The 13,301-nt window shown below is 74.6% G+C and carries 9 protein-coding genes and 1 pseudogene; 7 read left to right on the top strand and 3 right to left on the bottom strand.

Annotation, left to right across the window (positions count from 1 at the left end; genetic code table 11):
• Positions 1–12 precede the first annotated feature (12 nt).
• From ACYVLT_RS04405 to ACYVLT_RS04395, 3 genes are read left to right on the top strand one after another with little or no spacing between them, the layout of a single operon-like run.
• Complete coding sequence (locus ACYVLT_RS04405; protein ID WP_461118791.1) at positions 13–999, top strand: AAA family ATPase; 987 nt, start codon at positions 13–15, stop codon at positions 997–999.
• Positions 996–2,144: a DUF58 domain-containing protein gene (locus ACYVLT_RS04400; RefSeq protein WP_461118790.1), complete on the top strand. Its 1,149-nt coding sequence runs from the start codon at positions 996–998 to the stop codon at positions 2,142–2,144. The genes ACYVLT_RS04405 and ACYVLT_RS04400 overlap by 4 nt, the downstream gene beginning before the upstream one ends.
• On the top strand, positions 2,141–4,531 hold the full coding sequence (locus ACYVLT_RS04395) for a transglutaminaseTgpA domain-containing protein (RefSeq protein ID WP_461118789.1): 2,391 nt from the start codon (positions 2,141–2,143) through the stop codon (positions 4,529–4,531). Before ACYVLT_RS04400 ends, ACYVLT_RS04395 begins: the two co-directional genes overlap by 4 nt.
• On the opposite strand, the gene ACYVLT_RS04390 is transcribed toward ACYVLT_RS04395, so the two are convergent.
• Positions 4,528–6,141, bottom strand: a complete 1,614-nt coding sequence (locus ACYVLT_RS04390; protein WP_461118788.1) for a serine/threonine-protein kinase — start codon at positions 6,139–6,141, stop codon at positions 4,528–4,530. The genes ACYVLT_RS04395 and ACYVLT_RS04390 overlap by 4 nt on opposite strands.
• A 147-nt stretch (positions 6,142–6,288) precedes the next feature.
• On the opposite strand from ACYVLT_RS04390, the gene ACYVLT_RS04385 reads away from it, so the two are divergent.
• From ACYVLT_RS04385 to ACYVLT_RS04375, 3 genes are all read left to right on the top strand, one after another.
• Positions 6,289–7,167, top strand: a complete 879-nt coding sequence (locus ACYVLT_RS04385) for a universal stress protein (protein WP_461118787.1) — start codon at positions 6,289–6,291, stop codon at positions 7,165–7,167.
• A 100-nt stretch (positions 7,168–7,267) separates the two neighbouring features.
• A complete protein-coding gene (locus ACYVLT_RS04380) occupies positions 7,268–8,542 on the top strand; it encodes an MFS transporter (protein WP_461118786.1) in 1,275 nt (424 codons plus the stop codon).
• A gap of 80 nt (positions 8,543–8,622) precedes the next feature.
• Positions 8,623–9,870: a cytochrome P450 family protein gene (locus ACYVLT_RS04375; protein WP_461118785.1), complete on the top strand. Its 1,248-nt coding sequence runs from the start codon at positions 8,623–8,625 to the stop codon at positions 9,868–9,870.
• Here ACYVLT_RS04375 and ACYVLT_RS04370 read toward each other — a convergent pair.
• Positions 9,843–10,946 carry a serine hydrolase domain-containing protein gene (locus ACYVLT_RS04370; RefSeq protein WP_461118784.1) on the bottom strand — a complete coding sequence of 368 codons (1,104 nt, stop codon included), beginning with the start codon at positions 10,944–10,946 and terminating at the stop codon, positions 9,843–9,845. The two genes, ACYVLT_RS04375 and ACYVLT_RS04370, sit on opposite strands and share 28 nt — an antisense overlap.
• A 155-nt stretch (positions 10,947–11,101) precedes the next feature.
• Here ACYVLT_RS04370 and ACYVLT_RS04365 point away from each other — a divergent pair, with 155 nt between their 5' ends.
• Positions 11,102–12,799, top strand: coding sequence for a cholesterol oxidase substrate-binding domain-containing protein (locus tag ACYVLT_RS04365; protein ID WP_461118783.1), 1,698 nt, complete (start codon positions 11,102–11,104; stop codon positions 12,797–12,799).
• Between the two features lie 220 nt (positions 12,800–13,019).
• Here ACYVLT_RS04365 and ACYVLT_RS04360 read toward each other — a convergent pair.
• Positions 13,020–13,211 (bottom strand): annotated as a pseudogene (locus ACYVLT_RS04360) (FAD binding domain-containing protein); the annotation flags it as partial.
• Positions 13,212–13,301 lie beyond the last annotated feature (90 nt).

Below are 13,301 nucleotides of genomic sequence, written 5' to 3'. Positions count from 1 at the left end.
GAGGGGCGAGAAGTGACGACTACGGCGGTGCCGGCGATCGGCGAGGACGAGATCGCGGCGTTCCGCGCCCTGCACGCGCGGCTCGGTGACGCGGTCGAATCGGCGGTGCGGGGCAAGCGGGACGTGGTGGACCTCGTGCTGGTGGCGATGTTCGCCGGTGGGCACGTGCTGCTGGAGGACGTGCCGGGCACCGGCAAGACGACGCTGGCGCGTGCGGTGGCGGGCGCGCTGGGCGGGGTGTCGCGGCGGGTGCAGTTCACGCCCGACCTGCTGCCGTCGGACGTCACGGGCACGTCGGTGTACGACCCGCAGACCGGTCAGGTGCGGTTCCGGCCGGGTCCGGTGTTCGCCAACATCGTGCTGGCCGACGAGATCAACCGCGCCGCGGCCAAGACGCAGTCGGCGCTGCTGGAGGTCATGGAGGAGCGGACGGTCACGGTCGACGGCGTGGCGCACGCCGTGCCCGCGCCGTTCCTGGTGGTGGCCACGCAGAACCCGATCGACCTGGACGGCACGTACCGGCTGCCCGAGGCGCAGCTGGACCGGTTCATGCTGCGCACGTCCATCGGCTACCCGTCGGTGCGGCACGAGATCGACGTGCTGCGGCCCGGCAGCGGCGCGGGCCAGGTCGGCGCGGTGCCGACGGTGAGCAACCCGCACGTGATCGCCGAGCACGGGCGTCGGTTGGCGACCCTGCACGTGGCGGACCCGTTGTTGCACTACATCAGCGACATCGGGGTCGCCTCGCGGGGCGACAGCCGGTTGCGGTTGGGCGCGAGCACGCGTGGGCTGCGTGCGCTGGTGCGGTGCGTGCAGGTGTACGCGGCGGCGCAGGGCAGGCACTTCGTGGTGCCGGGTGACGTGCAGGCGTTGGCCGTGCCGGTGCTGGCGCACCGGTTGGTGCTGACCCGTGAGGCGCAGTTGGCGGGCACCACGACCGAGGAGGTCCTGGCCGACGTCCTGGCCGGCGTGGCGGTGCCGCGACCGGCCGCGCGATGACCAGGGTGCGGCTGACCGCGCGGGGGTCCGGCGCGGTGCTGCTGGGCGTGCCGTTGGTGGCGTGCGGGTTGTGGTGGCGTTATCCGGGTGTGGCGGGGTTGGGCATCGCGCTGCTGGTGCTCGCCCTCGCCGGTGTGCTGTCGGTGCTGTCGCGTGCGCAGGTCGCGCCGAAGCGGACCGTCCGGCCGCGGACCGTGCAGCGGTTGGGCGCGTGCACGGGCGTGGTCGAGCTGACCGGCACCAGCAAGAGGTTCCCGGTGGTGTTCGACGCGACCGACGAGGTGGCCGGTGACGTCGTGGCGGTGGACATCCCGCTGCTCGCGCCGGGGCAGAAGGTGAAGGTGGAGTACCCGATCCCGACGCACACGCGTGGTCTGCTGCGGGTGGGCCCGCTGACGTTGAGCCGCCGCGGTCTGGCGGGTCTGGCGCACGCCCGCACGGTCGTCGGCGAGGTGGTCGAGGTGCGCGTGGTGCCGCGCGTGCTGCCGGTGCGCGGTCTGCCCGGCGGGGTGCGGCGCGGGCACGTCGGCGCGGACGAGCGGGTGGAGCGCGGCGGCACGGACCTGGTGGGGTTGCGGGAGTACGTGCCCGGTGACGACCTGCGCCGGTTGCACTGGGCGACGTCCGCGCGCACGGGCACGTTGATGATCCGCGAGGACGCGGACCCGGCGCGCCCGCACCTGGCGGTGGTGCTGGACGACCACGCCGGTTCCTACGCCGCGGCCGGGGACTTCGAGGACGCGGTGGAGGTGGCGGCGTCGCTGGTGGCGGTGGCGATCGCCGAGGGGCACCCGGTGCGGTTGGTGTCGTCGTCGGGCGCGGTGGACGTGGAGCTGCCCGCGGGCGCGGTGGACGCCGACGCGTCGGTGGTGCTGGCGGCGTTGGCCGACCTGAAGGCCGCCGACCGGCCCGCCGCGGCACGTCCGCTGCCGATCCGGGACCTGGACGTGGTGGCGGTCGTGTGCGGCGCGGAGGCCGACATGTCCGCGCTGATGCTGGAGGCCGGGCGGGCGTCGGTGGGTGTGGTGCTGGCGGTCGATCCCGCGCCGACGCACCCGATCTCGGCGGTCGGCTCGGTGTTGGTGCTGCGCGACGCGAAGGCCGAAGGGCTGTTGGACGCCTGGAACACGGCGGTGTCGCGGTGAGGGCGCGGTCGAGCTGGTCGGCGTTGCTGGTGGTGGTCGCGGCGCTGCACCTGGGCTCGGGGTGGCAGGGGTACACGGCGTCGCTGGTGTTCGCGGGCGCGGTGGTGGTCGCGTTCGGCTGCCTGCCGTTGGTGCGGTGGCGGCGGATGCCGACCGGGCTGGTGGTGTTCTCGTTGGTGGCGCTGGCGCTGGTCGGCGGCTACTGGGTGGCGCGGGGCACGGCGATCGACTCGACCGACCCGCTGCCGGTGCTGCTGGACCTGGTGCCGCGCCTGCTGACCGCCGCACGGCCCGCGCCCGCGACGCCCGAGCTGCTGGTGCCGGGCGCGTTGCTGGTGTTCGGCGTGTCGCTGGTCGTGGTGCTGGCGCTGGTGCGGCGTGGGCGGTCGCTGCTCGCGCCGGTGGTCGGTGCGGCGGTGCTCTACACCTGCACGGCGTTGCTGACGGCCGGGCGGGCGGACCGGTACGGCGTGGTCGCGGTGGTGCTGGTCGCGCTGGTCGCCCTCGGTTGGCTGCTGGTCGACCGGCTGGAGGCCGGTGGCCGGGTGCTGCTCGGGCTGCCCGCCGTGCCGGTGGCGGTGGTGGCGGCGCTCGCCGTCGTGCTGCCGTCCGGTGACGCGTTCGAGCCGCGCGAGCTGGTCGAACCGCCGGTCAGCGACCTGGGCGTGGCGAGCCCGCTGCCGCAGCTGGCGTCGTGGGCGAACCTGGGCGACACCGAGCTGTTCCGGGTGCGCGGGCCGGAGCGCGCGGTGCGGCTGGTGGCGTTGTCCGACTACTCCGGCGCGGCGTGGCGGGCCGCGTCGCTGTACGGGCCGATCGGCGCGGTGGCCGAGCCGGACCTCCCGTCGGGCGCGCGGGTGGACGAGACCGAGGTGGAAATCACCATCGGTGAGCTGGGCGGACGGTGGCTGCCCGCGGTCGGGCGGCCGACCGGGGTGACGTTGGACGGCGCGATGGTCGACCCGGACTCGGGGTCGCTGGTGCTGCTGAACGAGCTCAGGCCGGGCCTGTCGTACCGGGTGCGCGGTGTGCTCGACGTGCCCGACGACACGGACCTGCTCGGCGCCACGGTGCCCGCCGACGCGGGCCGGTACCTGGCGTTGCCGGGGTTGCCGTACTCGTTGGCGGAGTACGCGCGGCAGATCGCGCAGCACGCGCGGACGCCGTACGAGCGGGCCGTGGCCATCGAGCAGGTGGTGAAGCAGGGGCGGACGCCGGATGCCCAGGCGCCGGTCGGGTCGTCCTACGCGCGGTTGGAGCGGTTCCTGTTCGGCGGGCCCGGTGAGCCGGGGGCGAACGCGGGGACGGCGGAGCAGTTCGCGTCGGCGTTCGCGGTGCTGGCGCGGGCGGTGGGGCTGCCGACCCGGGTCGTCGTCGGCTTCCAGCCCGCGGCCGGTGAGGAGCGGGTGGTGCGCGGCAGCGACGCGACCGCGTGGCCCGAGGTGTACTTCGCCGGGTGGGGCTGGGTCCCGTTCGACCCGGTGGCCGGTGTGTCGTCGGGTGGTTCGAGCGCGGCGCAGAAGCGCGAGGTGCTGGACCGGTTGGCGTCGGTCACCGCCACGCCGACCAGCACCCCGCTGTCCGCACCGCCGCCGTTGGCGACGCCGTCGAGCCAGGTGGCCGCGCAGGGGACGCCCGCCGAGTCGCGGCGGTGGATCGGCTACGCAGTGCTGGGCGGGGTGCCGGTGCTGGTGCTGCTGGTGCTCGGGTTGGCGCGGTTGGTACGGCGCGGACGCCTGCGTGCCGCGGGCGCGACCGGCGCGTGGGCCTACGTCCTGGACGGCCTGCTGCTGGCCGGCCGAACCCCGCCGTGCGACCGGACCGCGCCGGACATCGCGGCGGACCTGGCGTCGGCGCCGGCGGTGGAACTGGCCCGGTTGGCGGACTACGCGGCTTTCGCCCCGGCGCACTCGGACTACCCGGCCACCTCGGGCTCCCGGCCGCCTGGCACGACCACCGCACCACGAACCGGTGACGTAGCCGGCCGGGCCGTGGCGGGACACGGGGGAGTGGGCCACGCGCCGCCGCAAACGTTGGGGGCACCGGGCCATCCGACATCAGGGCCTCGGGGGTCGGGCGGTGTGCCGGCGAGCGGTGGGGCGGCCGGTCACCCGGTGTTCGATCCGTCGGTGGCGGGTTCCGGGTCACCGGGGGCCGGGGGAACCGGGGTGGGTGGTCAGCCGATGGCCGGGCGCGGGGGAGTGGGGTACGCGCCACCGAGAGGTGATCAGCGGCTGTCGGGTCGGACCGGGCCCGGCGGCACGGGGAGTGCGTTGCCGTCGGCTTGGTGGTTGGCGCGGCAGGTGCGTGGTGGGCTTCGGCGCGGAATACCCTGGTACCGCAGGCTTTTCTGGGCGGTCGACCCGCGGCCCCTGTGGCGGCGCTAGCCGTTGCGCACGGCGCAGGTGCGGGCGGAGGCGCCGCGTTGGGTCGACGGGTCGGCCAGACCGATCGCGAGCACCTGGAAGCAGTATTGCGGCGCCTTCGGCTCCAGTCCCTCCAGCACGTGTGACGTCGCCCCGGCCGCCACCGTCACCAGCGGCTTCGCGGCCGGGCCCGTCACGTCCACCACGACGAACTGGGCGTTGCCGTCGCTCGGATCGGTCCAGAACAGCTCGATCCGGTCGCCGTCGTCCTCCAGCCGCTTGAGCACCGGCGTGAACTTCGGGTCGCCACCCTCCGGCAGGCTCGCCGTCGTGGCGGTCGTCGTGGTCGCGGCGACCGTACTGGTGGTCGTGGACACCGACGACGACGGCGTCGCCGCCTGCTCCGACCGACCGGGCAGGCTCAACGCCACCCCCACGACCACGCCCACGAACACCGCGCTCACCGCCGCCAACGTCCACGACCGGCGCGACCTGCGCGGCGCCGGTTCCGGCAGCGCCACCAACGGCGGCGCGGGCGGCGGCACGGGCGGACGGCGCTCGGTGTGGTGGCGGACGGTCAGGTCGGCCAGGTCCTCGGTCCACGACCTCACCGGCTCGGCCGCGACGGCGGCGGGTTCCGGCGCCGCTTCCACCACCTGCCGCGGGCCGAAGTCGGGCAGCTCCGTCGGACCGTCCGGGTAGCGCTCCGGCACCTGCCGCCGCACCGCCGCCGTGTGCTCGGGGTCCACTGTGGACTGCGGCGTCCACGTCGGCACCGCGGCCAGCGCCGCCCGCAACGACGCCGCGTCGGGGAACCGCTCCTCGCGCGCCTTGCGCAGGCACCGCAGGAGGATCGCCATCAGCTCGACCGGCACGTCCCGCCGCAGCAGCGACCTCGGCTGCGCCTCCCGCACCCGCCCGAGGTAGGCGAGCATGGTGTCCTCGCCGGGGTTGGCCGACGCGAACGGCGGCTGCCCGTCCAGCAGCGTGAACAGCGTGGACCCCAGCGACCACAGGTCGTCGGTCGCGGCGGGCGGCTGCCCGTCCACCATCTGCGGCGCGGCGTGCCGGTAGCTCACCATGTGCAACGACGCCGTGTGCGCCGCGTCCGCGCCCCGCGCGATGCCGAAGTCGGCGAGCACGTACGACGTGGGCAGCACCAGGATGTTCTGCGGCTTCACGTCCCGGTGCAGGATCCCCTGGCCGTGCGCGAAGGACAGCGCGTCGGCCACCGCGATCCCGGCCGCGACCACCTCGTGCACGGGCAGCGGTCCGCGCTGCTGCAACCGGTCGTGCAGCGACCCGAGGTCGTAGTACTCCATCACGATGCACGGCCGACCGGCGATCACACCGGTGTCCAGCACCGTCACGACGTGCGGGTGCTGGCGGCCGAGCCGGACGGTGATCTCCAGCTCGCGGCGGAACCGGCTGACCGTCTCCGGGTCGGTCACGTCCAGCACCTTCACCGCGACGTCGCGCCCCAGCCCGTCCTGGGTGGCCCGGTACACGGTGCCCTCGCCGCCGTGCGCGACGAGCCGGAAGTCGCTGTAGCCGGGCAGCGCGACGGCCTGCGCCGCACCGCCCCCACCCGGCGGGGGCGCCCAGGCGAGCAGGTCGTCGGCGGGGTCCACGCGAAGGATCGTATCCGGCCGGCACGACACCGCGAGGACTCCTCCGAACGCGGTGGTGCGGTGGCCCGCACGGCTGTCGACGTGCGGCCGGACGCCCGTCGTCGGATGGTGTGTGGGTGTCGCCGACGTCGGCTGGAGGTAGCGGTGATGAGTGGTCCGATCGTGGTCGGAGTGGACGGCTCGGAGTCGGCGCTGAGGGCCGTCCGGTGGGCCGCGGAGCAGGCCGCGCGGCATCGTGCGCCGCTCCTGCTCGTGCACGCCTACCTGCTGCCCGCGCACGGGTACCCGGAGGTGGTGCCGAGCGGCCGCGAGGTGCGGGAGGCGTTCGAGGAGCAGGGCAGGCGGTGGCTGGAGACGGCGGCGGCGAGCGTGCACGACCTCGTCGCCGAGCTGCCCGAGGTGCGGACGTCGGTGGCGGTCGACCAGCCCGCCGCCGCGCTGATCGCCGCGTCCCGGGACGCGCGGGCCGTCGTGCTCGGCTCGCAGGGGCTGGGCGCGTTCCTCGGGCTGGTCGTCGGGTCGGTGGCGGTGTCGGTCGCCGCACACGGCCACGGCCCCGTGGTCGTCGTGCGCGGCCCGTACCCGGCCACCGGCCCGGTCGTGGTCGGCGTGGACGGCTCGCCGGCGGGGGAGGCGGCGATCGCGTTCGCGTTCGAGGAGGCGTCGGTGCGGGGGACGACGCTCACCGCGCTCATCGCGTGGACGCCGCTGCTCGCGGACACCCCCTACGCCGACCGGATGCGGGTTCACTCGGACGAGGTGCGCGAACAGCAGCGGCAACTGCTGGCCCAACGCCTGGCCGGTTGGCAGGAGAAGTACCCGGACGTGGTGGTCGACCGACGGGTGGTGCGCGACCGCCCGGCGAAAGCCCTGATCGACGCCTCACGGGACGCGGGGCTGCTGGTCGTCGGCAGTCGCGGCCGCGGCGGGTTCACCGGGATGCTCCTCGGCTCCACCAGCCAGGCCCTGGTCCACCACTCGCCGTGCCCCCTGGCGGTCGTCCGACCGCACGCGTCGGTGGACTGACCCGCCCACCGGGTCCCGCCATCCGACGTGATCTTCGGGCATGATCGGCACCCCGAGGCGAACGCCTCGGTCCGTACCGGCGACGCGGCGGGGGAGCGGAATGGTCGCAGTGCTCGGTGGTCTGCGGGGGAACCGGGACCTGGCGGTGCTGGTGGGCGGGTCCGGCGTGGCCTGCCTCGGCGCGCAGCTCACGCTGATCGGGTTCACCACCGAACTGGCCGCCGGTGGGGCGTTCGCCGTGGCCGGGCTGTTCGTCGCGGTCGCGTTCGGCGCGGTGGTCGGCGCGCCGCTCGGCGGGTGGGCGGTCGACCGGTTCCCCAACCGCCTGCTGCTCACCGTGGCGGTGTTCACGCAGGTGCTGCTGCTGGTCGGACTGCTGTTCGGGCACGCCCGGCTGCCGGTGCTGTACGGGGTGGTCGCGCTGCTCGGCGTGTGCGGCGGCGTCGTGCGGGCCTGCGCGTCCGCGCTGATCCCGTTCGCCACCGGCGAGGAGGGCGCGGCCGGTGGGCACGCGTCGTGGTCGTCGGCGCAGAACACCGGGTCGGTGGCGGGCATCGTGCTGGGCGGCGTGATCGCGGTCGGGCCGGGTGTCGAGTGGGCCGTCATGCTCGACGCGGTGTCGGTGTGCACGTACCTCGCGCTCGTGGTGCTGTGGCTGCGGGTGGACCGCGACCCCGGGCGGGACGACGTGGTCGCCGCGTCGGACGGCCAGTGGAGCGGCTGGGTGCTGCTGCGCAGCGACCGGTTGCTGCTGGGACGCGTCGTCGCGCAGGCCGTGGTCGGCGTCGCCGTGGCGATCGCGCTGGCCAACGAGGTGTTCCTGGTCTTCGGCCCGATCGGCGGCAACGAGTTCACCTACAGCGCGATGCTCGCCTGCTGGACGGCGGGCCTGCTGCTCGGCGCGGACCTGGGCAGGCGCTTCACCGCGGCACGCGCGTCGGTCGCGGCCTTCGCCACCGGCAACGTGGTCCTGGCGTTGGCGCTCGCCGCACCGGCGCAGCTGCCGCACCTGCTGGTCAACGCGGTCGCGTGGCTGGTCGCCGGTGCGTGCGGCGCGGTGCAGAACGCGACGCTGAACGGCTTGGTCGAGGCCAGGACGCCCGAGGCGGTCCGGGGACGGGTGTTCGCCACCGTCGGTGCGGTGACCGCCTGTTCGGGCGTGGTCGGCATCCTGGTCGCGGGCGCGGTCGTCGGCGCGGCCGGCCCACTCGGGGCGCTGACCGTCGCGTCGGTGTTCGCGGTGCTGGCGGCCCTGATGGCGGGTCTGGCGGTGCTGCGCCGGGACCACCTGCGCGGTTCCGTCGTGGCACCCGACTTCGGCCCTGCGACCCGCGAACGCGCGTCCCGCTCACGCGTCCGGCACGGCGCCTCATAGCCGGGGACCGGGCGAACCAGGTCTGCGAGCACTCCGGCACCGCCTTGTCCGGTCGGTGATCTTGCGGTAACGATGGGTGCATGACTCCGGGCTCGCACACGCTCGACCCGACCGGTCGCGACATCCACGCCGAGGCCGCGGCCCTGCGCGCGGTCGGGCCGGTGGCGCGAGTCCGACTGCCGGGCGGCGTCACGGCCTGGTCGGTCGGCGACCTCGACCTGCTCCGCCGGCTGCTCGCCGACCCGCGCGTCTCCAAGGACGCGCGCCGCCACTGGCCCGCCCTGATCGACGGTGAGGTCCGGGAGGACTGGCCGCTGTACCTGTGGGTCGCCGCGCGGAACATGTTCACCGCCTACGGCGCCGAGCACCGCAGGCTGCGTTCGTTGATCTCCAAGGCCTTCACCGCCCGCCGGACCGAGGCGCTGCGCCCGCAGGTGGAGCGGATCGCGGCGGACCTGGTCGACCGGCTCGCCGCCGGACCGGACGAGGTCGACCTGCGCGCCGGGTTCGCCTACCCGCTGCCGATCGAGGTGATCTGCGGCCTGCTGAGCATCCCCGACGACGCCCGTCCGGGCCTGCGCCGGACCGTGGACAGCCTCTTCGACACCACGACGACCCCGGAGGAGGCGGTGACCAACCAGCGCCTGCTCTACGAGATCCTGGGCGGCCTGGTCGCGGCCAAGCGGGCCGACCCCGGTGACGACCTGACCAGCGGCCTGATCGCGGCGAGCGACGAGGACGGCACCCGGCTCACCGAGCCGGAGCTGCTCGACACCCTCCTGCTGGTGATCTCCGCGGGCCACGAGACCACGGTCAACCTCCTCGACCACGCCGTCACCGCGCTGCTCACCCACCCCGACCAACTCCGCCTGGTCCGGTCCGGCGAACGCGGCTGGGACGAGGTGATCGAGGAGACGCTGCGGTGGCAGGCCCCGGTGGCGAACCTGCCGCTGCGCTACGCCGTCGAGGACATCGCGGTGGACGGCGTCACGATCCGCCGGGGCGAGGCGATCCTCGCCGCCTACGCCGCCGCCGGGCGCGACCCGGCCCACCACGGGACCGGGGCCGACCGCTACGACATCGCCCGCGCGGACAAGACGCACCTGTCCTTCGGCCACGGCGTCCACTACTGCCTCGGCGCGCCGCTGGCCCGCATCGAGGCCGAAGTGGCGCTGCGCACCCTGTTCGACCGCTTCCCCGACCTCGCCCTCGCCGTGCCCGCCGACGAACTGCGACCCCTGCCGTCGTTCATCTCCAACGGCCACCGCACCCTGCCGGTCGTGCTCGGGACCGGCCGTGGTCAGGCCGCGGCGGCGAGCCCGTCGTAGGCGGCCAGCACGATCCCGAGGCCGCGGTTGTCGCCCATCGTGCCCTGCTCCAGCATCTGGTTCATCACGTACGCGACCGTCATGCGGGTGTCCAGGTCGACCACCACGACCGAACCGCCCCACCCGCCCCAGGAGCACGTCCGCCCCTCGACCCGGAAACCCATGCCGTAGCGCAGCGGCACGCCCAGGTAGTGGTCCACGCCCCGGAACTGCTGCTCCAGCACGCGTCGGCACCCGGCCTCCGACAGCAGCCGCACGCCACCGACCGTTCCGCCGCACGCCAACGCGGACTGCACCAACGCCACCGAACGCGCGTTGCCGTGCCCTCCGGCGGACGGGATCTCCGCCCGCCGCCACGCCGGCGCGTTCGCGTCCTCCGCCACGATGGCGGGGTTGGGCTCCTCCCCGGCCAACCCGGGAGCCGCCTCGCCCGCCGAACCCGGCGGCGGGATCACCCGCGCCACCCGGTGGTCGTGCTCGACGGGCAGGCCGATGTGGAAGTCGGCGCCCAGCGGCCCGGCCACCTCCTCGGCGAAGAACGCGCCCAGGCCGCGCCCGGTCACCCGGCGGACCACCTCGCCCACCAGGAACCCCTGCGTCAACGGGTGGTAGCACCCGACCGCGCCCGGCTCCCACCGGGCGGGCTGCGCCGCCAGCCGTGCCGTCGCGTCCTCCCAGTCGAACAGGTCGGGCACCGTGATCGGCTCCTGCCAGGTGGGCAGGCCCGCGGTGTGGCCCAGCACGTGCCGCACCCGCACGCCGCCCTTGCCCGCCGCGGCGAACTCCGGCCAGTACTCGGCGACCGGCGCGTCCAGGTCGAGCACGCCCCGGTCGGCGAGGATCAACGCGCACAGCGCGGCCATGGTCTTGGTGGTGGACCAGACGTTGACGATGGTGTCCCGTTCCCACGGCCTGGTGCGCGCCGCGTCGGCGTGACCGCCCCAGAGGTCGACCACCGGCTCGCCGTCCAGGTACACCGCGACCGACGCGCCGACATCGTCCCGGTCCAGTGACGCCGCCAAGGTGTCGCGCACCGCACCGAACCGCTCGTCGCACGTGCCGTGGATCTCCGCCATCGGCGGAACGTATCGCCGGCGGACCTCGCCCGGCGACCGGATTGTTGCCCAGCCGGCGGCGAGGCGCGCCAACCGAGACGATCGCGCTGCGCTGTTCGGCGCAACCTCCCGTCGGCGCCGCGCGAGCCACCCCGGGTGGACTTAGGGTCGGGATCATGAGCCCGCTCGGCGATTCCCTGTCCCGCCGCAGTTTCCTCGGCGCCTCGGCCCTGGCCTGGTTGCCCGTCGGCGCGCTGTCGGCGGGCGAGGTCGCGGCCGACCCGCCGCCCGCGTTCCCGTCGGGCGTCGACCTGTACCGCCAGGCCTACCGGAACTGGGCGGGGGAGATCCGCACCGACGACCTGTGGACGTGCGCGCCGCGCACCCCGGCCGACGTGGTGCTCCTCGCCAACTGGGCGCACGGCCAGGGGTACACGTTGCGGCCCAGGGGTTTCCGGCACGGGTGGTCGCCGCTCACCGTCACCGCCGACACCACCGGCGCGGACCGCGTCGTGCTGGTCGACACCACCCGCCACCTCAAGGCCGTGACCGTGCTGCCGGGCGCGGTGCGGGCGCAGACCGGCGCGTCGATGGACGACCTGTTGGCGCTGCTGGAGGACGCGGGCCTCGGCGTGACCAACACGCCGGCGCCGGGCGACCTCACCGTGGGCGGTGTGCTGGCGATCAACGGCCACGGCACGTCGATCCCGGCGGTCGGCGAGACCCGCGTGCCGGGCCACACCTACGGCACCCTGAGCAACCTGATCATCTCGCTGACCGCCGTGGTGTGGGAGGGCGGCGAGTACCGGTTGCGCACCTTCCAGCGCGACGAGCCCGAGTGCGCCGCGCTGCTGACCCACGTGGGCCGCGCGTTCCTGACCGAGGTCACCCTCCGCGTCGGCGCGAACCAGAACCTGCGCTGCGTGAGCCGGGTCGACATCCCGACCAGCGAGTTGTTCGCACCGCCGGGCAGCGGCGCGACCCGCACGTTCGCGAGCTTCCTCGACCAGGCGGGACGGGTCGAGGCGATCTGGTTCGTCTTCACCGACCACCCGTGGCTCAAGACGTGGAGCGTCGCGCCGACCAAGCCGCCGACCTCCCGCCACGTCGTCGCGCCGTACAACTACGTGTTCTCCGACAACGTGCCCAAGCCCGTGTCCGACCTCGCCGACCTGCTGATCACCGGCGCGTGGGCGCTCACCCCGACGTTCGGGCAGCTGCAGTACACGACGGCGGCCACCGGGTTGACCGCCACGCTCACCACCGACCTGTGGGGCGCGTCGAAGAACCTCCTGCTCTACGTCAAGCCGACCACGCTGCGCGAGACCGCGAACGGGTACGCGGTGCTGACCAGCCGCGCCGAGGTCCAGCGCGTGGTCAGCGACTTCGCCGCGTTCTACCAGGAGCTCCTGCTGTCCTACAAGAACCGCGGGCTGTTCCCGGTGACCGGCCAGGTGGAGATCCGCGTCGGCGGCCTGGACGACCCGTCGCACGTCGGCGTGCCCGGCGCGCAAACGCCCGCGCTCTCCGCCGCACGGCCCCGCGCGGACCACCCCGAGTGGGACGTCGCGGTGTGGTTCGACGTGCTGACCTTCCCGACCGCGCCCGGCGCGGCGGCGTTCTACCGCGAGCTGGAGCAGTTCTTCTTCACCCGGTACACCGGCGCGTACGCGACGACCCGGGCCGAGTGGTCCAAGGGCTGGGCGTACACGAACCAGGCGGCCTGGGCCGACCACACGATGCTCACCTCCACCGTGCCCGACAGCTACCGGCAGGGCCCGAACCCGAGCTGGGACGCCGCCCTGGCCACCCTCAACGCCTTCGACCCGCACCGGGTGTTCAGCAACCCGTTCCTGGACGTGCTGCTGCCCTAGACCGCGACCACGTCACAGTCGGGCGGCCCGGGCCGCCCGGCTCAGCTCCCGCAGCGCGGACACCACCGCGTTGCGGGCCAGGACGGCCTTGAAACCGTTGCCCGCCAACGGCGCGCGCCCGCGAGCTCCGCGTCGACCGCCCGGTGGAACACGTCCTCAGGTCCACCGACGTGATCAGGTCGGACGGGGTCACCTGCGCGTCGAGCGCCGCCATCGCCACGCGCTTGTTGCCCGGCGTCGTGACGTCCCGGAAGTACCCGCACCGGGTGCGTTGCAGCAGGTTCCCGGCGGTCGTGGCGAGGTTGCGGATCTGCCCGGACGCGCCGGACGGCAGCGCACGGGCCGGCACCGGGTAGTCCCGCCCGACCACCGGGTGCGCCGCGAGATCGGCGTTGGCTTCCCGCGCACCCAGGGGTCAATCGACGATCCACCGAACGGTTTCACCCCTCCGATGTATCGCTCCATCTAGTGCGTCATTCGGGCGTGCGAGCCGCAGAGGGCT

The organism is Saccharothrix stipae (assembly GCF_054781895.1).
The sequence above is the reverse complement of the archived record's forward strand: the minus strand, read 5'-3'. Positions and strand labels throughout refer to the sequence as shown.